This is a genomic window from Streptomyces sp. NPDC045021 (assembly GCF_056432645.1).
On record NZ_JBWKIQ010000009.1, the window covers coordinates 61619 to 84065 of the forward strand.

At 73.6% G+C, this 22447-nt stretch carries 16 protein-coding genes and 1 riboswitch; of the genes, 15 read left to right on the forward strand and 1 reads right to left on the reverse strand.

Annotated elements, in window-relative coordinates:
* Window positions 1–59 precede the first annotated feature (59 nt).
* From AC07DC_RS25765 to cobC, 15 genes are all read left to right on the forward strand, one after another.
* The gene (locus AC07DC_RS25765; RefSeq protein ID WP_478916856.1) at window positions 60–1304 is read left to right on the forward strand and encodes an inorganic phosphate transporter; all 1245 of its coding nucleotides are present in this window, start codon (window positions 60–62) and stop codon (window positions 1302–1304) included.
* Between the two features lie 25 nt (window positions 1305–1329).
* Complete coding sequence (locus AC07DC_RS25770) at window positions 1330–1563, forward strand: hypothetical protein (RefSeq protein WP_478916857.1); 234 nt, start codon at window positions 1330–1332, stop codon at window positions 1561–1563.
* Window positions 1564–1688: 125 nt separating this feature from the next.
* Window positions 1689–1883: riboswitch (cobalamin riboswitch) on the forward strand.
* Window positions 1884–1990: 107 nt separating this feature from the next.
* The gene (locus tag AC07DC_RS25775) at window positions 1991–2953 is read left to right on the forward strand and encodes a cobalamin biosynthesis protein (protein ID WP_478916858.1); all 963 of its coding nucleotides are present in this window, start codon (window positions 1991–1993) and stop codon (window positions 2951–2953) included.
* On the forward strand, window positions 2950–4548 hold the full coding sequence (locus AC07DC_RS25780) for a cobyric acid synthase (protein WP_478916859.1): 1599 nt from the start codon (window positions 2950–2952) through the stop codon (window positions 4546–4548). Before AC07DC_RS25775 ends, AC07DC_RS25780 begins: the two co-directional genes overlap by 4 nt.
* Window positions 4545–8192 carry a cobaltochelatase subunit CobN gene (cobN, locus tag AC07DC_RS25785; RefSeq protein ID WP_478916860.1) on the forward strand — a complete coding sequence of 1216 codons (3648 nt, stop codon included), beginning with the start codon at window positions 4545–4547 and terminating at the stop codon, window positions 8190–8192. The genes AC07DC_RS25780 and cobN overlap by 4 nt, the downstream gene beginning before the upstream one ends.
* A complete protein-coding gene (locus tag AC07DC_RS25790) occupies window positions 8189–10183 on the forward strand; it encodes a putative cobaltochelatase (RefSeq protein ID WP_478916861.1) in 1995 nt (664 codons plus the stop codon). The genes cobN and AC07DC_RS25790 overlap by 4 nt, the downstream gene beginning before the upstream one ends.
* Window positions 10183–10779: a cob(I)yrinic acid a,c-diamide adenosyltransferase gene (gene cobO / locus AC07DC_RS25795; RefSeq protein ID WP_478916862.1), complete on the forward strand. Its 597-nt coding sequence runs from the start codon at window positions 10183–10185 to the stop codon at window positions 10777–10779. The genes AC07DC_RS25790 and cobO overlap by 1 nt, the downstream gene beginning before the upstream one ends.
* A complete protein-coding gene (locus AC07DC_RS25800) occupies window positions 10779–12272 on the forward strand; it encodes a cobyrinate a,c-diamide synthase (RefSeq protein WP_478916863.1) in 1494 nt (497 codons plus the stop codon). Before cobO ends, AC07DC_RS25800 begins: the two co-directional genes overlap by 1 nt.
* Window positions 12269–12997, forward strand: a complete 729-nt coding sequence (cobI, locus tag AC07DC_RS25805; protein ID WP_478916864.1) for a precorrin-2 C(20)-methyltransferase — start codon at window positions 12269–12271, stop codon at window positions 12995–12997. The genes AC07DC_RS25800 and cobI overlap by 4 nt, the downstream gene beginning before the upstream one ends.
* The gene (cobM, locus tag AC07DC_RS25810; protein WP_250975289.1) at window positions 12994–13794 is read left to right on the forward strand and encodes a precorrin-4 C(11)-methyltransferase; all 801 of its coding nucleotides are present in this window, start codon (window positions 12994–12996) and stop codon (window positions 13792–13794) included. The genes cobI and cobM overlap by 4 nt, the downstream gene beginning before the upstream one ends.
* 132 nt (window positions 13795–13926) lie before the next feature.
* Entirely contained in the window at window positions 13927–15183 is a 1257-nt protein-coding gene (gene cbiE, locus AC07DC_RS25815; RefSeq protein ID WP_478917112.1) for a precorrin-6y C5,15-methyltransferase (decarboxylating) subunit CbiE, read from the forward strand.
* Window positions 15180–16916 carry a precorrin-3B C(17)-methyltransferase gene (cobJ, locus tag AC07DC_RS25820; protein ID WP_478916865.1) on the forward strand — a complete coding sequence of 579 codons (1737 nt, stop codon included), beginning with the start codon at window positions 15180–15182 and terminating at the stop codon, window positions 16914–16916. The genes cbiE and cobJ overlap by 4 nt, the downstream gene beginning before the upstream one ends.
* A gap of 37 nt (window positions 16917–16953) precedes the next feature.
* A complete protein-coding gene (locus AC07DC_RS25825; RefSeq protein WP_478916866.1) occupies window positions 16954–17571 on the forward strand; it encodes a precorrin-8X methylmutase in 618 nt (205 codons plus the stop codon).
* Window positions 17568–18467 (forward strand): sirohydrochlorin chelatase, encoded by a 900-nt coding sequence (locus AC07DC_RS25830; protein WP_478916867.1) that lies wholly within the window; start codon window positions 17568–17570, stop codon window positions 18465–18467. The genes AC07DC_RS25825 and AC07DC_RS25830 overlap by 4 nt, the downstream gene beginning before the upstream one ends.
* The gene (gene cobC, locus AC07DC_RS25835; RefSeq protein ID WP_478916868.1) at window positions 18451–19572 is read left to right on the forward strand and encodes an Rv2231c family pyridoxal phosphate-dependent protein CobC; all 1122 of its coding nucleotides are present in this window, start codon (window positions 18451–18453) and stop codon (window positions 19570–19572) included. Before AC07DC_RS25830 ends, cobC begins: the two co-directional genes overlap by 17 nt.
* Here the strand turns inward: cobC and AC07DC_RS25840 are convergent.
* Window positions 19562–22387 carry an ABC transporter substrate-binding protein gene (locus tag AC07DC_RS25840; RefSeq protein ID WP_478916869.1) on the reverse strand — a complete coding sequence of 942 codons (2826 nt, stop codon included), beginning with the start codon at window positions 22385–22387 and terminating at the stop codon, window positions 19562–19564. The genes cobC and AC07DC_RS25840 overlap by 11 nt on opposite strands.
* Window positions 22388–22447 lie beyond the last annotated feature (60 nt).

The following is a 22447-nucleotide window of genomic DNA, read 5'->3' on the forward strand; positions in this document are numbered from 1 at the left end:
TCACCCAGGCTCCGTACGGTCGCCAGCGCCACTGTCCTATCAAACGATTGACTGGGTAAATGGAACACATCACGCTCCTGATCGGAATCGTGATCGTGACCGCTCTCGTGTTTGATTTCACGAACGGTTTCCACGACACCGCCAACGCGATGGCTACCACCATCTCCACCGGCGCACTCAAGCCCAAGACGGCGGTGGCCATGTCCGCCGTGCTGAACCTCGTCGGCGCCTTCCTGTCCGTGGAAGTCGCCAAGACCATCTCCGGCGGCATCATCGACGAGAGCGCCGGGATCCGGCCCGAAGTCATCTTCGCGGGCCTGGTCGGCGCCATCGTCTGGAACATGCTGACCTGGCTGGCGGGACTCCCCTCCAGCTCCTCCCACGCACTGTTCGGCGGCCTCATCGGCGCGACCCTGGTCTCCGTCGGCGCCCATGGCGTCAACGGCGACAAGGTCGTCATGAAGGTCCTGATCCCGGCGCTCGCCGCCCCGGTCGTCGCGGGCCTGGCGGCGATGCTCGCCACCCGGCTCACCTACCGGATCGGCCGCAACAGCGACCCGAAGGCGACCGCCAAGGGGTACCGGGCCGGGCAGATCGCCTCGGCCGGCCTGGTCTCGCTCGCGCACGGCACCAACGACGCGCAGAAGACCATGGGCGTCATCACCCTCGCGCTGATCACCGGCGGAGTCGTCGCCCCGCACGCCGACCCGCCGATGTGGGTCATCGTCTCGGCGGGCACCGCCATCGCGCTCGGCACCTACCTCGGCGGCTGGCGGATCATCCGCACCATGGGCAAGGGCCTCACCGACATCGAGGCGCCGCAGGGCTTCGCCGCCCAGACCGGCGCCGCGGCCACCATCCTGGCCTCCTCGCACCTCGGTTTCGCGCTCTCCACCACCCAGGTCTGCTCGGGCTCCGTGATGGGTTCCGGCGTCGGCCGCAAGGGCGCGGTGGTCCGCTGGAGCACCGCCGGCCGCATGGTCGCCGCCTGGGGCCTGACGCTGCCCGCCGCCGGCCTGGTGGCCGCCGGTGCCGCGCTGCTGGCCGACCAGGGCTCGTGGGGCATCACCGCGGTCGCCGTCCTGGCGCTCGTCGCCTGCACCGCGATCTGGCTCGCCTCGCGCCGCAAGCCCATCGACCACAGCAACGTCAACGAGCTGCCGGTCGAGCCGCAGGGCGCGGTCACCGCCGCCATCGCGGCCGTCTCCCCGCCGCCGGCGGGCCTCGTCGCCCCGCTCGCCGCGACCATTCCGGCTCCCGCGGCCGTCGTCACCCCCGCCGACGCCGCACCGGCCACGGCCTGATCCCGGCCCGGAAGGAATCAGCACCATGCAGATCGACTGGCAGGCCCTCGGTACCGTCCTCGGCGTCACCCTCGCGGTGACCATCGGGCTGGTGGGCGTCTTCACCCTCGGCATCGTCGGGCTCGCCAAGCGGGAGTCCGGCACGGACGGGGCCGCCGCGTCCAGCGGTGCCGCCGTCCTGACCCGGACCGGCGCCTACGCGTGCTTCGCGCTCTGCGCGGCGGCCGTCGCGTACGGCATCTTCCTGATCGTCGCCTGACCGACGACCGATCAACGCCTGATCGTCTTGCGACCACGGCGCGCCATCAGTGCAGGCCCGCATCCGCGACCCCGCGGGTGTGGGCCTTCGCACATCTTCCGTCGCAGGTCAACGGTGAGTTGACGGGGTTCGCGGCACGTGGTGGACTGCCCGATGCCATACGGCGGTAGGAGAGGAAGTCCGGTGTGAATCCGGCGCGGTCCCGCCACTGTCACCGGGGAGTGCACCCCAACCCGAACGTCACGGCCGAGCGATCGGCCGGAAGACCCGGGGTGCGCGGATCCGGGAGCCAGGAGACTCTCAACCGCCGGTCACGTCGAACCAGGGCGCGGACCCTGAGTGAGGACTCCTGCCATGCCCGGCCGCCGTCGTACCCCACCGGATCCCCAGGCCCTGTCCCGTCGAGGCGTGACGGCGGGCTGACGCCGTGCGAGCCGGACACGCCTTCGCGTGCGGCGCCGCTCTCGGCCACCTCGGCGACCTGATCGCGGGCGACCCCCGCCGCGGCCACCCGGTCGCCGCGTTCGGCCGCGCCGCGGCCGCCGCAGAACGCCGGCTGTGGCGCGACCACCGCGGCAACGGCGCGCTGTACACCCTGCTCTGCGCGGGCGGCGCGACCGCCGCCGCCGCGCTCGCCGCACGGGCCGTACGCTCCTCCCCCGCCGCCACCGTCGCCCTGACCGCGGCCGCCACCTGGTCGGTACTGGGCGGCACCTCGCTGGGCCGCGAGGCGCTGGCCGTCGCCTCGGCGCTGGAGGCGGGCGACCTCGAAGTGGCCCGCGAGCGGCTGCCGAACCTGTGCGGCCGCGACCCGCACTCCCTGGACGCCCAACAGATCGCGCGGGCCGTCGTGGAGTCCGTGGCGGAGAACACCTCGGACGCCGTCGTGGGCGCCCTGGTGTGGGGCGCGCTCGGCGGCGTGCCGGGGCTCGTCGGCTTCCGCGCCGTCAACACCCTGGACGCGATGGCCGGCCACAAGTCGCCGCGCTACCGCCGGTTCGGCTGGGCCTCCGCCCGCCTCGACGACGTCGTCGGCTGGCCGGGCGCCCGGCTGACCGCCGTCCTGGCCGCGCTCGCGGGCCCCGACCCGCGCGGTGCCGTGCGCGTCTGGCGCGGCGACGCCGCCGGCCACCCCAGCCCCAACGCGGGCCCCGTCGAAGCCTCCTTCGCGGGCGCGCTGGGCGTCCGGCTCGGCGGCACGCTCGCCTACGCCGGCCGCGTCGAGCACCGCGCCGTGCTGGGCGCCGGCAACCGTCCGCCCGAGGTCACCGACATCGCCCGCGCCGTACGGCTCTCCCGCCGCGTCGGCCTGCTGACGCTGGCGGTCTGCGTCGGCGGACGGCTGGCCGTCACGGCGCTGTCGGCATCCACCGAGGAAGGAACCCGATGAGCAGTACGCGCGGCACAGGCCGTACCGGCGGAGGGCTGCTGGTTGCCGGGACCACGTCCGACGCGGGCAAGAGCGTCGTCACGGCGGGCATCTGCCGGTGGCTGGTCCGGCAGGGCGTGAAGGTCGCCCCGTTCAAGGCGCAGAACATGTCGCTCAACTCGTTCGTGACGCGCGAGGGCGCGGAGATCGGGCGGGCGCAGGCCATGCAGGCCCAGGCGGCCCGCGTCGAGCCGACCGCGTTGATGAACCCGGTGCTGCTCAAGCCCGGCAGCGACAGCAGCAGCCAGGTGGTGCTGCTCGGCAAGCCGGTGGGAGAGATGAGCGCCCGCGGGTATCACGGGGGGTCCGGGGGGTCGTCCCCCGGGAAAACACCGTACGGCGGGAAACAGTCCACACTGCTCCCCGTCGTCGTGGAGTGCCTGGCCGAACTGCGGGGCACGTATGACGCGGTGATCTGTGAAGGGGCGGGCAGTCCGGCCGAGATCAACCTGCGGCACAACGACATCGTGAACATGGGCCTGGCCCGCGCGGCGCGCCTGCCGGTCGTGGTGGTCGGGGACATCGACCGGGGCGGCGTCTTCGCCTCGTTCTTCGGCACGACGGCGCTGCTGAGCGCCGAGGACCAGGAGCTGGTCTGCGGCTACCTCGTCAACAAGTTCCGCGGCGACGTCTCGCTGCTGGAGCCGGGCCTGGACATGTTGCGCGGACTGACCGGGCGGTCCGTGCTCGGCGTGCTGCCGTTCGCGCACGGGCTGGGCATCGACGAGGAGGACGGGCTGCGGGTCTCGATGCGCGGCACCGTACGGGAGTCGGTCGTCACCCCGCCGCACGGCGAGGACATCCTGCGGGTCGCGGTCGTCGCCGTACCGCTGATGTCGAACTTCACGGACGTCGACGCGCTGGCCGCGGAACCGGGCGTCGTCGTGCGCTTCGTCGACCGGCCCCAGGAACTCGCCGACGCCGACCTGGTGGTGCTGCCCGGCACCCGGGGCACCGTCAGGGCGCTGGCCTGGCTGCGCGAGCGCGGGCTCGCCGACGCGATCGTCCGGCGGGCCGCGGAAGGCCGTCCGGTGCTGGGCATCTGCGGCGGCTACCAGATCCTCGGCGAGAGCATCGAGGACGAGATCGAGTCGCGCGCCGGCCGGGTGGACGGGCTCGGACTGCTGCCCGTCCGCGTCCGGTTTGCGGCGCGGAAGACCCTGGCCAGGCCGGTCGGCGAGGCGCTCGGCGAACCGGTCGAGGGGTACGAGATCCACCACGGGGTCGCCGAAGTGCTCGGCGGCGACGGGCCGTTCATGACCGGCGACCGGAGCCAGGCGCTGGACGGCTGCCGGGCGGGCGCCGTCTGGGGCACCCACTGGCACGGCTCGCTGGAGAGCGACGGCTTCCGCCGCGCCTTCCTGCGCCGGATCGCCGAACAGGCCGGCCGCCGCTTCGTCCCCGCCCCCGACACCTCCTTCGGGGCGCTGCGCGAGGAACAGCTCGACCGCCTCGGCGACCTGATCGAAGAACACGCGGACACCGCCGCGCTCATGCGGCTCATCGAGGACGGCGCACCCGCCGGCCTACCCTTCATTGCTCCGGGGGCACCGTGACCACCGTTCTGCTTCTGTCCACCGCCGACACCGACCTGCTGGCGGCCCGCGCCTCCGGCGCGGAGTACCGGATCGGCAACCCGACCCGTGTCACCCCAGATGACCTGGCCGCGCTGATCGAGGGCGCGGACATCGCCGTCGTGCGGCTGCTCGGCGGCAAGCGCGCCTGGGAGGAGGGGCTCGCGGCACTGCGCTCGTCCGGCATCCCGACGGTGCTGCTCGGCGGTGAGTCGGTGCCGGACGCCGAACTGATGGCGGAGTCCTCGGTTCCGGCGGGCGTCGTCGCGGAGGCGCTGCGCTATCTGGTCGAGGGCGGCCCGGCGAACCTGGTGGAGCTGGCCCGCTTCCTGTCGGACACGGTGCTGCTGACCGGCGAGGGCTTCGAACCCCCGGCCACCATGGCGCAGTACGGGACGCACGGCGCGTACCCGTTCACCGAGGGCCGCCCGACCGTCGGCGTGCTCTTCTACCGCGCCCACGAGCTGTCCGGGAACACCGGCTTCGTGGACACGCTCTGCGCCGCGATCGAGGCGAAGGGCGCCAACGCGCTGCCGGTGTACTGCGGGACGCTGCGCGGCGCCGACGCCGGCCTGTACGCGCTGCTGGGCCGGGCGGACGCGCTGGTCGCCACCGTCCTGGCGTCCGGCGGCACCCGCGCCTCCGACGCCTCGGCGGGCGGGGACGACGAGGCCTGGGACATCGGCGCGCTCGCCGATCTGGACATCCCGGTCCTCCAGGGCCTGTGCCTGACCTCGTCGCGCGCGGCCTGGGAAGCCTCCGACGCGGCCCTGTCGCCGATGGACGCGGCGATGCAGGTGGCGATCCCGGAGTTCGACGGCCGGCTGATCACCGTCCCGTTCTCCTTCAAGGAGACCGGCGAGGGCGACGTACCGGTCTACGTCGCCGACCCCGAGCGCGCCGCGCGCGTCGCCGGGATCGCGGTCCGGCACGCCGTGCTCAAGCACAAGCCGAACCCGGAGAAGAAGCTCGCGGTCGTCTTCACCGCGTACCCCACCAAGCACTCGCGGGTCGGCAACGCGGTCGGCCTCGACACCCCCGCCTCGGCCGTGGGCCTGCTGGACGCGCTGCGCGGCGCCGGATACACCGTCGACGGCTACCCGGACAATGGCGACGAGCTGATCCACCGGCTGATCGCCGCCGGCGGCCACGACGTCGAGTGGCTCACCGAGGAGCAGCTGTCCGCCGCCCCGGCCCGGGTCCCGCTCGCCGACTACCAGCGGTGGTTCGCGACGCTCGACCCCGAGCTGCGCGCGGGGATGCTGGAGCACTGGGGAGAGCCGCCGGGCACCCTCTACCTCGACGGTGAGGACATCGTCCTGGCGTCCCTGCAGTTCGGGAACGTCGTGGTCATGATCCAGCCGCCGCGCGGCTTCGGCGAGAACCCGATCGCGATCTACCACGACCCGGACATGCCGCCCTCGCACCACTACATGGCGGCCTACCGCTGGCTCGACAACACGTTCGGCGCCGACGCGATCGTCCACATGGGCAAGCACGGCACGATGGAGTGGCTGCCCGGCAAGGGCCTCGGCCTGTCGGCGGGCTGCGCGCCGGACGCGGTGCTGGGCGAACTGCCGCTGATCTACCCGTTCATCGTCAACGACCCGGGCGAGGGCACCCAGGCCAAGCGGCGCGGCCACGCCACCGTCGTCGACCACCTGGTGCCGCCGATGGCGCGCGCCGACACCTACGGCGACCTCGCCAAGCTGGAACAGCTCCTCGACGAGTACGCGCTCGTCTCCGACCTGGACCCGACCAAGACCCCGGCCGTCCGCAGCCAGATCTGGACGCTGGTGCGGGCCGCCGAGCTCCACCACGACCTGCATGTGGACGACCAGCCCGACGAGGACGCCTTCGACGAGTTCGTCATGCACATCGACGGCTGGCTCTGCGAGATCAAGGACGTTCAGATCCGCGACGGTCTGCACATCCTCGGCGGCGGCCCCGTCGGCGAGGCCCGCGTCAACCTGGTGCTGGCCATCCTGCGCTCCTCCCAGGTCTGGGGCGGCGTCGGCGCGGCGCTGCCGGGTCTGCGGGCCGCGATGGCCGAGGCGTTCGGCCTCGACGAGAAGGCGCTGCTCGCCGAGCCCGGCGCCCGGGTCGCGGTTCCCGCCGCGCTGACGGCGCTGGCCGACGGGCCCGCGCGGACCGCCGCCGACGCCGTGGACCTGCTGGAGACGCTCGCGCGCCGGCTGGCCGGGGCGATGGAGGAGGCCGGCTGGAGCCGGTCGGCGGTCCCCGCGATCGTGACGGAGGTGCTGGGCACGCCCGTCCAGGACGCCGTCCGGATCCTGGAGTTCGCCGCCGAGGAGGTCGTGCCCCGGCTGGAGCGCACTACCGACGAGATCGACAACATCCTGCGCGCGCTGCGCGGCGGCTACGTACCGGCCGGCCCGTCCGGGTCGCCGACCCGCGGCCTGGTCAACGTCCTGCCGACCGGCCGCAACTTCTACTCCGTCGACCCCAAGGCCATCCCGTCCCGGCTCGCCTGGGACGTCGGCACGGCGCTGGCCGACTCGCTGCTGGCGCGGCATCTCGCCGACACCGGCGCGTACCCGAAGTCCGTGGGCCTGACGGTGTGGGGCACGTCCTGCATGCGCACCCAGGGCGACGACATCGCCGAGATCCTCGCCCTGCTGGGCTGCCGCCCGGTCTGGGACGACGCCTCGCGCCGCGTCACCGGGTTCGAGGTGGTGGGCCCGGAGGAGCTCGGCCGCCCGCGTATCGACGTGACGGTCCGCATCTCCGGCTTCTTCCGTGACGCCTTCCCGCACGTCATCCAGCTCCTCGACGACGCCGTGCAGGCCGTCGCCGAACTCGACGAGCCCGCCGAGTCCAACTACGTCCGCGCCCACGCCGACGAGGACACCGCGGGACACGGCGACCGCCGCCGCGCGACAGCCCGCATCTTCGGCTCCAAGCCGGGCGCCTACGGGGCCGGTCTGCTGCCGCTGATCGACGCCCGCAACTGGCGCTCCGACGCCGACCTCGCCGAGGTCTACGCGGTCTGGGGCGGCTACGCGTACGGGCGCGGCCTGGGCGGCCGGGCGGCGCGCGGGGACATGGAGCAGGCGTTCCGCCGCATCCAGGTCGCCGCGAAGAACGTCGACACCCGCGAGCACGACATCGTCGACGCCGACGACTACTTCCAGTACCACGGCGGCATGGTGGCGATGACGCGTCACCTGACGGGTGTCTCCCCCGCCGCCTACGTCGGCGACAGCGCCACCACCGACCAGGTCAAGACCCGCACGTTGGGCGAGGAGACCCACCGCGTCTTCCGCGCCCGGGTGGTCAACCCCCGCTGGATGGCCGCGATGCGGCGGCACGGCTACAAGGGCGCCTTCGAGATGGCCGCGACCGTCGACTACCTCTTCGGGTACGACGCGACGGCCGGCGTCGTGGACGACTGGATGTACCAGCGGCTCGCGGCGGAGTACGTGTTCGACAAGGAGAACCAGGACTTCATGAAGAAGTCCAACCCCTGGGCGCTGCGCGGTATCAGCGAGCGGCTGCTGGAGGCCGCCGACCGCGGTCTGTGGGCCGAGCCCGCCCCGGAGACCCTGGACCAGCTCCGCGAGATCTATCTGCAGCTCGAAGGCGACCTGGAAGGCGACTCATGAGCACCCCCTATCCGTTCACCGCGATCGTCGGGATGACCGACCTGCGGCTCGCGCTGCTGCTGAACGCCGTATCGCCGGCGGTCGGTGGTGTGCTGGTGCGCGGCGAGAAGGGCACCGCCAAGTCGACGGCGGTGCGGGCGCTCTCCACGCTGCTGCCCGACGTCGCCGTCGTCGGCGGGTGCCGGTTCTCGTGCGATCCGGCCGCGCCGGACCCGGCGTGCCCGGACGGCCCGCACGCGAACGGTGCGGGCGCCGCCCGCGCCGCGCGGATGGTGGAGCTGCCGGTCGGGGCGTCGGAGGACCGGCTGGTCGGTTCGCTGGACATCGAGCGGGCGCTGTCCGAGGGCAAGAAGTCGTTCGAGCCGGGGCTGCTCGCCGACGCGCACCGGGGCGTGCTCTACGTCGACGAGGTGAACCTGCTCCACGACCACCTGGTCGACCTGCTGCTGGACGCCGCCGCCATGGGCGCCTCCTACGTCGAGCGCGAGGGCGTCTCCGTTCGGCACGCGGCCCGCTTCCTGCTCGTCGGCACCATGAACCCGGAGGAGGGCGAGCTGCGCCCGCAGCTCCTCGACCGGTTCGGGCTGACGGTGGAGGTCGCGGCGTCCCGCGAGACGGACGAGCGCGTCGAGGTCGTCCGGCGCCGGCTCGCGTACGACGAGGACCCGGCGGCGTTCGCCGGGAAGTGGGCCGGCGACGAGGACGCGCTGCGCGCGCGGATCGTGGCGGCGCGGGCGCTGCTGCCCTCCGTGGTACTCGGGGACCGGGCGCTGCGCCAGATCGCGGCGACCTGCGCGGCGTTCGAGGTGGACGGGATGCGCGCGGACATCGTGATGGCGCGGACCGCGACCGCGCTGGCCGCGTGGGACGGGCGGACCGAGGTCATGGCTGAGGACGTCCGGCAGGCGGCGCTGCTGGCGCTGCCGCACCGGCGGCGCCGCAACCCCTTCGACGCGCCGGGCCTCGACGAGTCGAAGCTCGACGACACGCTGGAGGAGAACAGCGGCGGCCCGGACCCGGAGGACGACCCGGATCCGGACACCGACCCGGAGGGTCCCGATGACGGTGGCGGGAAGCCGCCGCAGGACGGGCCGCAGGACGGGCCCGAGGAAGGTACGGGGCCCGACGAGCCCGCCGAACAGCTGGGCGGGTCGAACGGCGGCGGCGAGCAGAGTGCCGCGGCGGGCGAACCGTTCAAGACGAAGGCGTTCACCATCCCCGGCACGGGCGAGGGTGCGGCCGGGCGCCGGTCGCGGGCGCGGACCGCGCACGGCAGGACGACCAGCGCGATCCGGCCACAGGGCCAGTTGACGAAGCTGCATCTGGCGGCGACGGTGCACGCGGCGGCCCCGCACCAGCGGGCCCGCGGGCGCAGCGGTCCCGGTCTGGTGATCCGCAAGGACGATCTGCGGCAGGCGGTCCGTGAGGGGAAGGAGTCGAACCTCGTGCTGTTCGTCGTCGACGCCTCCGGCTCCATGGCCGCCCGCCAGCGCATGAGCGCCGTCAAGGGCGCCGTCCTGTCGCTGCTGATGGACGCGTACCAGCGGCGCGACAAGATCGGGATGATCACCTTCCGCGGGACGGAGGCCGATCTGGCGCTGCCGCCGACCTCGTCGGTCGAGGCGGGCGCGGCGCGGCTGCAGGTGCTGCCGACGGGCGGCCGGACGCCGCTGGCGGCGGGGCTGTTGAAGGCGCGCGAAGTACTGCGGATCGAGCGGTTGCGGGACGCGTCCCGCCGGCCGCTGCTGGTCGTGGTGACGGACGGCCGGGCGACCGGCGGGCCCGAGCCCGTACAGCTGGCCTCGCGGGCGGCGCGGCTGCTGAACGCCGAGGGTGTGGCGTCGGTCGTCGTCGACTGCGAGTCGGGTCCCGTGCGGCTCGGGCTGGCGGGCGCGCTCGCGCTCGATCTGGCCGGGACCGCCGTGACGTTGGAGGAACTGCGCGCGGACACCGTGTCCGCGCTCGTACGTGATGTGCGGAGGGCCGCGTAATGCCGCAGGGACAGCCGAGCAGCGTGCCGGACGACGGGCTCACGACGCGCCAGCGCCGCAACCGTCCGCTGACGATCGTTCACACCGGTATCGGCAAGGGGAAGTCGACGGCCGCCTTCGGGCTCGCGCTGCGCGCGTGGAACCAGGGGTGGCCGATCGGGGTGTTCCAGTTCGTCAAGTCGGCGAAGTGGAAGGTCGGCGAGGAGCGGGCGCTGCGCGTGCTCGGCGCTTCCGGTGAGGGCGGCACCGTCGCCTGGCACAAGATGGGCGAGGGCTGGTCCTGGGTGCAGCGCGACATCGCCGACAGCGAGGAAGCGGCGCGCGAGGGCTGGGAGCAGGTCAAGCGGGACCTGGCCGCCGAGACGTACCAGCTGTACGTGCTGGACGAGTTCGCGTACCCGATGCACTGGGGCTGGGTGGACACCGACGAGGTGATCCAGGTCCTGAACGACCGCCCCGGCACCCAGCATGTGATCATCACCGGCCGCAACGCACCGGAGAAGCTGGTCGAGGCCGCCGACCTCGTCACCGACATGACGAAGGTCAAGCACCCGATGGACGCGGGCCAGAAGGGCCAGAGGGGCATCGAGTGGTGATGTCCGTCCCCCGTCTGGTCATCGCCGCGCCCTCCTCGGGCAGCGGCAAGACCACCGTGGCCACCGGGCTGATGGCGGCCTTCACGGGAGCCGGCCTCGCCGTGTCCCCGCACAAGGTCGGCCCCGACTACATCGACCCGGGCTACCACGCGCTCGCCACCGGCCGCCCGGGGCGGAATCTCGACGCCTTCATGTGCGGCCCCGATCTGCTCGCCCCGCTCTTCCTGCACGGGGCGGCCGGAGCGGACCTGGCGGTCGTCGAGGGCGTCATGGGCCTGTACGACGGGGCCGCCGGGCAGGGTGAACTGGCGTCGACCGCGCAGGTGGCGAAGGTGCTGCGGGCGCCGGTGGTACTGGTCGTCGACGCCTCCTCGCAGTCCCGGTCGGTGGCCGCGCTGGTGCACGGCTTCGCGTCCTGGGACCCGGAGGTGCGGATCGCGGGCGTCATCCTCAACAAGGTCGGCTCCGACCGCCACGAAGCTCTGCTCCGCGAGGCGCTGGACGAGTCCGGCGTGCCGGTTCTCGGCGCCCTGCGCCGCGCCGAACAGGTCAGCGTCCCCTCCCGGCACCTGGGGTTGGTACCGGTCGCCGAGCGCAGCGCCGACGCGGTCGCGGCGGTCCGGGCGATGGCCGCACAGGTCCGCGCAGGCTGCGACCTGGACGCCCTGCTGACCTTGGCGCGCAGCGCCCCGGGCCTGGACGCCGACCCGTGGAACCCTGCGGGGCTCTTCCCCCACCCCGCCCCTTCCCGAAGTCCTCAATCGCCGGACGGGCTGAATTCCGCCCTTGGGGGTCCCCCCGGACGGAGTTCGGGGGAGTTCGAGGACCGGGGTCCAGGGGCGGAGCCCTTGGTTTCGGGAAGGGGCGGGGTGGGGGAACAGGCCCGCCGCAGGCGCCCCCTGGTCGCGGTCGCGGGCGGGCCCGCGTTCACCTTCTCCTATGCGGAGCATGCCGAGTTGCTGACGGCCGCCGGCGCCGAGGTCGTGACCTTCGACCCGCTCCGCGACGAGGCCCTCCCCGATGGCACCGCCGCGCTGGTGATCGGCGGCGGCTTCCCCGAGATGTACGCCCCGGAGCTCTCCGCCAACGAGCCGCTGCGCAAAGCGGTGGCGGCGCTCGCCGAATCGGGAGCGCCCGTCGCCGCCGAGTGCGCGGGCCTGCTCTACCTGGCGCGTGAGCTGGACGGCCGGCCGATGTGCGGCGTGCTCGACGCGACCGCGCGGATGTCGGAGCGGCTGACCCTCGGGTACCGCGAGGCGGTGGCGGTCTCGGACAGCGTGCTGGCCGAGGCCGGAACGCGGGTGCGCGGACACGAGTTCCACCGCACGGTCGTCGAGCCGGGCGCGGGCGCCGTGCCCGCGTGGGGGGTGACGCGGCCGGAGCGCCGCGTCGAAGGTTTTGTCCACGGGGGCGTGCACGCCTCGTATCTGCATGTGCACTGGGCCGCCGTTCCGAGCGTGGCCCGAAGACTGGTGGAGAGGTGTTCCGAATGAGCGGTCGGCTGATCGGGGTCGGGGTGGGCCCCGGCGATCCGGAGCTGGTGACCGTCAAGGGTGTGAACGCCCTGCGGGCGGCGGCGGTCGTGGTCGTCCCCGTCATGGACACCCTCGAACGCGGCAGGGCGGAGGCGACCGTGCTGCACTACGTGGAGCAGGAGAAGGTCGTCCGGATCGTGTTCGCGCTCAACGAGCGGACCGACCGGGCGCGCCGCGAGGCCGCGTGGGACGCGGCGGGCGAGCAGGTGGCCGAACTGCTGCGGGCGCACGGCACGGTGGCGTTCGCGACGATCGGCGACCCCAACGTCTACTCGACGTTCACGTATCTCGCGCTGACCGTCGCGGAGCTGGTCGAAGGCGTCGCCGTCGAGACCGTCCCCGGCATCACCGCGATGCAGGATCTGGCGGCGCGCAGCGGTGCCGTACTGGCCGAAGGGACCGAGCCGCTGACGCTCGTGCCCGTCACCGCCGGGTCGGCGGTGCTGAAGGAGGCCCTGGAGGGGCCGGGCACGGTCGTGGCGTACAAGTTCGGACGGCTGGCGGCGGAGGTCGCGACCGCGTTGCGGGAGACCGGCAGGACCGAGGGCGCGGTGTGGGGTTCCGCGCTGGGGCTGCCCGAGGAGTCGATCCGCCCCGCCGCCGAACTGCTCGAAGGCCCGCTCCCCTATCTCTCGACATTGATCGCTCCCGCCCGCCGGGACACCCGTGGAGGCAAGCTGTGACCGGCAAAGTGACCATCGTGGGGGCGGGGCCCGGCGCCGCCGACCTGCTGACCTTCCGCGCGGCCCGCGCCATCGCGGCCGCCGACATCGTCATCTGGGCCGCGAGCCTGGTGCAGGCGGAGGTGTTGGAGCACGCCCGCGAGGGCGCGGAGATCCTGGACTCGGCGACGATGTCGCTGGAGGACGTCGTCGCGGTCTACGAGCGGGCGCAGGCGGAGGACCTGAAGGTGGCGCGGATCCACTCCGGCGACCCGGCCCTGTGGGGCGGCACGCAGGAGCAGGTCGACCGGTGCGACACGCTCGGCATCGAGGTCGAGATCATTCCGGGTGTCTCGTCCTTCTCCGCGGTCGCGGCGATCGCGCAGCGCGAGCTGACGATCCCCGAGGTCGCGCAGTCCGTGATCCTGACCCGGTTGGGCGGCGGCAAGACGCCGATGCCGCCGGGCGAGGAGGTACGGGAGTTCGCCCGGCACGGCACGACGATGGCGCTGTTCCTGTCGGCCGCCCGGTCGGGCCAGCTGGTCACCGAGCTGCTGGAGGGCGGCTATCCGACGGAGACACCGGTGGTGATCGCCTACCAGGCGACCTGGCCGGAGGAGCTCGTGCTGCGCTGCACGATCGCGACGCTGGAGGAGACGGTCAAGGAGCACAAGCTCTGGAAGCACACCCTCTTCCTCGTCGGCCCGGCACTCGCGGCGTCCGGCACCCGCTCGCACCTGTACCACCCGGGGCACTTCCACGGCTTCCGCAGGGCGGACCCGGCGGCCCGGCGCGCGTTGCGCGAGTCCAAGGCGTAAGCCGCCCCACCAGCGACACGACCCCGGAAGGAAGGGACGGCCTTGAGCCGGACGCCGTACGAGCCGTACGCCCAGCCCGGCCCGCGCGAACCGGAACTGCCGCGTACCGCCGGCAGGCCCGCGCCCGGCGCGATCACCGTCATCGGCACCGGCACCACCGGCACGAGCACCGACGGGGCCGCTACGGCTCCGGCCGGCGCCACGCTCGTCGTCGGTGCACGCCGCCATCTGGAGGCGGCGCGGCTGCCGGCCGGCGTCGAGCAGATCGTCCTCGGCCCGCTGGCCCCGGCCCTCGACGCGATCGACCGGCACCTCGGCTCGCCGGAGCACCGGGACCGGGGGGTGGCCGTGCTCGCCTCCGGGGATCCCGGGTTCTTCGGCATCGTCCGGGCCCTCGGGGAGCGCTTCGGCCCGGCGGCCCTGGACGTCCGCCCGTCCTCCCCCTCCATCGCGGTGGCCTTCGCCCGGCTCGGGCTCTCCTGGGACGACGCGGTCGTCGTCAGCGCGCACGGCCGCGATCCCCGGACGGCCGTCAACGTGTGCCGCGCGCACCCCAAGACCGCGGTGCTGACCGGTCCCGGGGCCGGTCCTGCCGAGTTGGGTGCCGCGCTGGCGCGTACCGGTATCGAGCGCACGCTGGTGGTCGCGGCGGCCCTCGGGACGCCGGACGAGACGGTCGAGCGGGTCTCCTCCGAGGACGCCGCCGTCCGCGACTGGTCCGGCACCGGGGTGAGTGTCGTGCTCTGTCTGGACGAGGCGCGCGTGCTGTCGCCGGTCCAGCGGATCGTCGCAGGACCGCCGCCCACGCCGGCCGGATGGGCGCTGCCCGAGGAGGCGTTCGGGTACCGCGACTCGATGATCACCAAGTTCGAGGTGCGTGCGCTGGCCCTGTCCCGGCTCGCCCCGCGCACCGGTGATCTCGTGTGGGACATAGGGGCCGGATCCGGATCGGTGGCCGTGGAGTGCGCTCGCTTCGGCGCCGCCGCGGTGGCCGTCGAGCAGACCTCCGACGGGATCGAGCGGATCCGGGCCAACGCGGCGGCCCACGGCGTCGACGTGCAGATCGTGCACGGCGCCGCCCCGACGGTGATATCCCAACTCCCCGACCCCGACGCCGTCTTCATCGGCGGCGGCGGGCGCGACCTGCCCGCCATCGTCGGCGCCTGCGCCCGGCGCGCCCGGCGGACCGTGGTCGTGACGCTCGCCGCCGTCGACCGGGTCGGCGACGTACGCGCCGCCCTGTCCGCGGCCGGTCTCGAACCGGACGGTCTGCTGCTGCAGTCCTCCCGCCTCGCGCCGCTGCCGGGCGGCGTCACCCGGCTCGCCGCCAACAACCCCGTATTCGTCCTGTGGGCCACCCGGCCCGGCACCGAAGGAGCAATTCTGTGATCGGCCTGATTTCCGCCACGTCGGCGGGGCAGCGCGGCTGCGAACACCTGGCCGCCGCCTGGCCGGACGAGGTCCGGGTCTACGACGGGCCGGTCCGCGACGCGGTCGGGCGCGCGTTCGCCGAATGCGACCAGCTGGTGTGCTTCCTCGCCACCGGCGCCGTCGTCCGGCTGATCGCCCCCCTGCTGCGGGGCAAGGAGACCGACCCGGGTGTGGTCACGGTGGACGAGACGCACCAGCACGCGATAGCGCTGCTGGGCGGCCACGGCGGCGGTGCGAACGAGCTGGCGCAGCGCGTCGCCGATGTGCTGGACTGCCGTCCGGTGATCAGTACCGCCACCGATGCCGCCGGGGTGCCCGGCCTGGACATGCTGGGCTGGCCCGCCGAAGGCGCGGTCGCGGCCGTCAGCCGCGCGATCCTCGACGGCGACCCCGTGCGCCTGGACACCCCCCAAGGCGTCCACCCCCTTCCTGCTCTGCCACCCAACGTAACCGCCGCCACTGACAGTGACGTCTCACTGATCGTCACCGACCGTGCGACCGGCGCCGAAACGACCACCGGTACGGCCACCGACACGGCCACCGACACCGCCACCGTGCTGCTGCGCCCGCCGTCGCTGGTGGTCGGCGTGGGCGGCAGCCGGGGAGTTCCGGCCGATGAGGTGCTGACGCTGATCGCGAGCACGCTCGCCGATGCCGGTCTTTCGCCCCGCTCCGTCGCGGCGCTGGCGACCGTGGACGCGAAGGCGGACGAGGCGGGGATCGTCGAGGCCGCCGAGCGCCTCGGGGTGCCGCTGCTGACGTACGACGCGGCCCGGCTCGCCGGGATCGAGGTACCGAACCCGTCGGACGCGCCGCTGGCGGCCGTCGGCACGCCGTCCGTCGCCGAGGCGGCGGCGCTGGCGGCGGCGCCCGGCGGCGAACTGCTGGTGCCCAAGCGGAAGTCGGCGCCGCAGGAGGGTCCCGCGATGGCGACCGCAGCCGTGGCGCGACGCCGTCCGCGCGGCCGGCTCGCGGTGGTCGGGCTCGGTCCCGGCGCGCGTGACCTGCTGACGCCGCGGGCCCGCGAGGAGCTGCGCCGGGCGTCGGTGATCGTCGGCCTGGACCAGTACGTCGACCAGATCAGGGACCTGCTGCGGCCCGGCACCCGGATCCTGGAATCCGGTCTGGGCGCGGAGGAGGAGCGGGCCCGCACCGCCGTGGAGCAGGCCCGCGAGGGCCATGCGGTGGCCCTGATCGGCAGCGGTGACGCGGGTGTCTACGCGATGGCCTCCCCCGCGCTCGCCGAGGCCGCGGACGACATCGACGTCGTCGGGGTCCCGGGGGTGACGGCCGCGCTCGCCGCCGCCGCGATCCTGGGGGCGCCGCTGGGCCACGACCATGTGTCGATCAGCCTGTCGGACCTGCACACCCCGTGGGACGTCATCGAGCGCCGGGTCCGCGCGGCGGCCGAGTCCGATCTGATCGTCACCTTCTACAACCCCCGCAGCCGGGGCCGCGACTGGCAGCTGCCGAAGGCGCTGTCGCTGCTCGCCGAGCACCGGCAGCCCGGCACCCCGGTCGGCGTCGTGCACGCGGCGTCCCGGCCGGACGAGCGCAGCGAGGTGACGACCATCGCGGCCCTGGATGTGACGACCGTCGACATGGTGACCGTCGTGACCGTCGGCAACACCGCCACCCGCAACGTGGCCGGCCGCATGGTGACCCCGCGCGGCTACCGGTGGCAGGCATGACCGGCCCGCACCCCACCCGACGACCGGGAGGTTCCCTGTGACCCGCACCGTCCATCCCATCGAGCAGGAGTCGTTCCGCAGGCTGCGCTCCCGGCTCGACACCTCGCACTTCCCGCCGCTGACGCGGGCCGTGGTCGAGCGGGTCGTCCACTCCAGCGCCGATCTGGAGTACGCCGCGGAACTCGTCTGCGACGAGGCCGAGTTGCTGGCCGCCCATACCGCGCTGCACGCGGGCGCCCCGATCGTCGCGGATGTCGAGATGGTCGCGGCCGGCATCACCACCAGGCCCGTCGTCTGCCGGCTCAAGGACGGCCGGTCGGGACCCGGGCTGACCCGCAGCGCGCACGCGATCCGGCTGGCCTACGAGCAGGTCGGGCCGGGTGCCGTCTGGGTGATCGGGTGCGCGCCCACCGCCCTGGAGGAACTGCTGACGCTGGACGCCGCCCCCGCGCTGGTGATCGGCCTGCCGGTCGGCTTCGTGGGAGCCGCGGAGAGCAAGGCGGCGCTGCGCGCCTCCGGTCTGCCCGCCGTCAGCAACGTCTCCGAGAAGGGCGGCTCAGCCGTGGCGTCCGCCGCGCTCAACGCCCTGCTCTACACGGAACTTTCCGGCGGAACCGCCGCCGGCGAACCCCTCACCAAGGAGAACTCCCTGTGATCCCGCCCGCACTCCTGCTCGTCGGCCACGGAACCCGTGACGAGGCCGGAGCCGAAGCCTTCCGTGCGTTCGTCCGGCAGCTCGGCGAGCACAATCCGGGGCTGCCGGTCGGCGGCGGTTTCATCGAACTGTCGCCGCCGCCGCTCGCCGACTCCGTCGCGGAGCTGGTAGGGCAGGGCGTCCGCAGCTTCGCGGCCGTACCCATGGTGCTGGTCTCCGCGGGGCACGCGAAGGGCGACATCCCGGCGGCGCTGGCCCGCGAGGAGCAGCGCCACCCGGGCACGACGTACACCTACGGCCGGCCGCTGGGCCCGCACCCGGGCCTGCTGACCATCCTGGAACGGCGCCTCGACGAGGTGCTCGGCGACGACGACCGCTCGGACACCACGGTGCTGCTCGTCGGCCGCGGTTCGACCGACCCGGACGCCAACGCCGAGATATACAAGGTCGCGCGGCTGCTGTGGGAGGGCCGCGGTTACGCGGGCGTGGAGACGGCCTTCGTGTCGCTGGCCGCGCCGGACGTGCCCTCGGGGCTTGAGCGCTGCCGCAAGCTGGGCGCCGGCCGCATCGTCGTGCTGCCGTACTTCCTGTTCACCGGGATCCTGCCGGACCGGGTCCGCGACCAGGCCGCCGAATGGGCCGCCGCGCATCCGGCGACCGAGGTGCGGCAGGCCGCCGTCATCGGCCCGGAACCGGAGCTGGCCGACCTGGTGATGGAGCGCTACCGCGAGACGCTCAAGGGCGATCTGCGGATGAACTGCGACTCCTGCGTCTACCGCGTCAAGCTGCCCGGTTTCGAGGACCGGGTCGGGATGCCGCAGCAGCCGCACCACCACCCCGACGACCCCTCCGGCGACCACGACCACCATCACGGTCACCATGCCCACTCCCACTGACGGCACCGACCGTGCCGGCGGCACCGAAGACGGCGCTGACGGCTACGATCTGCGGCACCACGGCGACGCGGAGGTGCGCGACGACGGCGGGGTGCTGACCGACCTCGCCGTCAACGTCCGCTCCGGTACGCCGCCGGCCTGGCTGAAGGCCACGATCGCCGCGTCGCTCGACGGCCTGGCCGCCTACCCCGACGGGCGGGCGGCCCGTGCGGCCGTGGCACGGCGGCACGGCCGGCCGGTGGACGAGGTGCTGCTGACGGCGGGCGCGGCGGAGGCGTTCGTGCTGCTGGCGCGGGCCTTCGCACCGCGCCACGCGGTCGTGGTGCACCCGCAGTTCACCGAGCCCGAGGCGGCGCTGCGCGACGCGGGGCACGCGGTGCACCGGGTGCTCCTGGAGGCCGCCGACGGCTTCCGCCTCGATCCGGCGGCCGTTCCCGAGGACGCCGACTTCGTCGTGCTCGGCAACCCGACCAACCCGACCTCGGCGCTCCATCCGTCCGACACGGTCGCACGGCTGGCCCGGCCGGGGCGGACCCTGGTGGTCGACGAGGCTTTCATGGACGCCGTGCCGGGCGAGTCCGCCTCGCTGGCCGCGCGCCGCGACGTGCCCGGTCTCGTCGTGCTGCGCAGCCTCACCAAGACGTGGGGCCTGGCGGGGCTGCGGATCGGCTACGTGCTCGCCGGCGCCGGGCACATCGCCCTGCTGGAGCGGGCGCAGCCGCTGTGGGCCGTCTCCTCGCCGGGGCTGGCCGCCATCGAGGCGTGCGTGGCGCCGGACGCCCTGGCGGAGGCGGAGCGGGCCGCTGCGGACATCGCGGAGTGCCGCGCGTATCTGCTCGCCCGGCTGGGCGAGTTCGACGGCCTGGAGGTCGCGGGCGCCCCCGCCGGGCCGTTCGTCCTGGTCCGGCTGCCCGACGCGGCGGCGGTCCGGGAGCGGCTGCGCGACCTCGGCTTCGCCGTGCGCCGCGCGGACACCTTCCCCGGGCTGGACGCGCGATGGCTGCGCATCGCCGTCCGCGACGCCGCCACGACCGACGCCTTCGTCGAGGCGCTGGCAAAGGCGCGGGGTGAGCGGGCCCCGGTGGGCCCGGCGGTCAGTTCTTGATGCCGAGCGCCTGGATGTCCACACCGCCCAGCGCCGGGTGGAGATAGACGTTGGTCAGCCGCGCGGAGCGGTAGTTGAGCTGCCGTACGTACATGAACGGGATCAGGGTGCCGCGGTCCTGCGAGGTGGAGTCGACGGTGCGCCAGACGCTGTCCGCGGAATTGCGGTCGGTCTTGGCGTCGGCCTCGTCCATCAGGTCCTTGAGCTGCTGGTCCGCGAGGGCCGCGTAGTTGGACGGGCTGCCGGTGAGCAGCAGCGGGCGCAGGAATCCGGCCGGGGTGGGCCAGTCGGACTGCCAGGTGGTGAGGATGATGCCCCACCCGCGCTCCTTGATCTTCTTCTGGTCGGGCAGGGTCGCGTACAGGTCCGCGGCCTCGGGGTACTCGGTCTTGGCGGTGATCCCGACGGCGGCGAGCTGGGTGCGCAGATTCTCCACGATGGCCTTGGTCCGGGGGTTGCCGTTGGCCGTGACGATGGTCGTCGCGAAGCCGGACGCGTGCCCGCAGTCGGACAGTTGACGTTTGGCGAGCTCGGGGTAGGTCCGGCCGGCGGCCGTTCCGTACGTGTTCAGATGCGGGTCGTAGCCGCCGACCGTCGGCGGCAGCATCCCGCCCGCGACATCCCCCGCGTCCTTTCCGCCGCCCGCGTCGCGCAGCGCGGTCCGGTTCGCCGCGTACTGCACCGCCCAGCGGCAGCGGTAGTCGTCCAGGGGTGCGACGGCGGTCTGCAGGGAGAAGTACCGGACGGCCCCGATCAGGGCGGAGTCCGCGTTCGCCTTGAGGCTGTCGCTGCCGAGGATCTTGGTGCGGGTGGCGTCCTGCACACCGGCCTGGGCCGGGTCCAGGTCGGCCTCTCCGCTGAGGAGCGCGGCATCGACCACGTCGGAGCTGGCCGCGACCGTGAAGTCGACGGCGTCCGGCAGGGCCGTGCGTATGCCGTCGGTGGCCGGATCCCACTTGTCGTTGCGCACCAGCCGCAGCTTCTTGTCGCGATCGTAGGAGGCGATCTTGTACGGCCCGCTGGCGACCGGCTGCTTCTCGTAGTTGTCCTTGGTGTCCTTGGCCTGCGGCACGGGCGAGGACATCGGCAGCGCGAGCACGTAAGGGAAGTCGGCGAAGGGCGCGTCGAGATGGAAGACGATGGTGCTGTCGTCCGGGGTGAGCACGCTCTTGAGGCCCAGTTGGCCCGGGTCGGTGTCCTTGTACGGGCCCGGGTAGGACTGGCCCTGGTCGAGCAGGTCCCTCAGGTGCGTGGGGCCGCCGCTGAACAGGTCGGTCGCGAAGGTCCGCTCGATGCCGTACTTGATGTCCTTGGACGTGATGGCCGTGCCGTCCTCGAACGTGACGCCCTTCTTGAGGGTGTACGTGTACGTGCGGCCGCCGTCGGTGATCGTGCCGGTGGTGGTGGCCAGGTCCGGCGCGAGTTCGGCGCCCGCCCCGCTGGGCTGGGGGGCGAAGTCCACGAGCTTGCGCAGCAGGAGCCGGTCCAGGTTCCAGGCGAGCGGTGAGTAGGAGCGCGCCGGGTCCAGGGAGTCGGGGGCGTAGTACGACATCAGCTTGAGCGTGCCGCCCTTGCCCGTGGACGGGTTGACGGTGCCGTTGACCGCCCCGTCGTAGCCGCGGCCGACGGTCCGCTTGCCGATCAGGTCCAGGGCCGTGACGGTGTGCTCGGACGGGGACGGCGAGGAGCCGAGGCGGACCGCGAGCACCGTGCCGAGCGTCAGCACCACGGCCGCCGAAATCGCGACAAGGGCGCGCCGCCGCCCCTTGCCGCGGCGCGGATCGACCGGCGCCGTGCCCCACTGCTGGGAGGTGTACACCTCGCCGGGCCGCCCGGACCCCGGTGGTATCAGCTGCGGCAGCGGCGCCGGAACCGGCGTGTGTTGCGGGGTGTGCGGCGGGTTGTAGGCCGGGTGCAGGGGAAGCGACGGCCGCGGGGCGGGGACGGGTGCGGGCAGCAGGGCCGGGGTGGCACCGCCCCGGGGCGCCGCCAGCCAATTGCCGAGGTCGTCGCGCATGGCGGCCGCGCTGCGCGGGCGCAGCGCGGGGTTCTTGGAGAGCGCGGCGATGACGATCGCGTCCAGCTCGGGCGGTACGGCCGCGTTGCGCGCCGAGGGCGGCTCCGGGGTGGAGTGCACATGCGCGTACATCACCGTGAGCGGTGTCGGGCCGGGGAACGGTACGGTGCCGGTGAGCAGTTCGGTCAGCATGCAGCCGACCGCGTACAGGTCGCTGCGCGCGTCGATCTCGCGGTCCTCGACCTGCTCCGGTGACATGTAGCCGGGGGTGCCGAGGGCGGATCCGGTGCCGGTGATCCGGGTCAACGAGTGCACGACCCGGGCGATGCCGAAGTCGGCGACCTTGACCGAACCCGTCGAGGTGATCAGGACGTTGGACGGTTTGACGTCCCGGTGGACCAGCCCGCGGGCATGGGCGTGGGCCAGCGCGTCCAGGATGTCGCAGGTGATCCTGACCGCGCGTTCGATGTCGAGCCTGACCTGGCTGCGGGCCAGCTCGGCGAGGGTGCTGCCGTCCACGTACTCCATGACGAGGTACGGCACGATGTCCTCATCCGTCCGCACCTCGTCCTGGTCGTGGACCGTGACGATGCCGGGGTGGTTGAGCCCGGCGGCGGCGCGGGCCTCGCGGGCGAAGCGACGCCGGGCGTCGGCGTCACGGGCCAGCTCCGGCAGGAGCGTCTTGACGGCGACGGTCCTGCCGAGCCGGGTGTCGTAGGCGAGATGCACCCTGGCCATGCCTCCGGAGCCGAGCAGCTCCCGGATCTCGTACCTGCCCCCGAACAGCGCGTTGTCCATCGCGTCCCCCGACCCCCCGGTCCGCCCGGCGGACCCCGTGAACTCCTGTGGCCCCTGAAC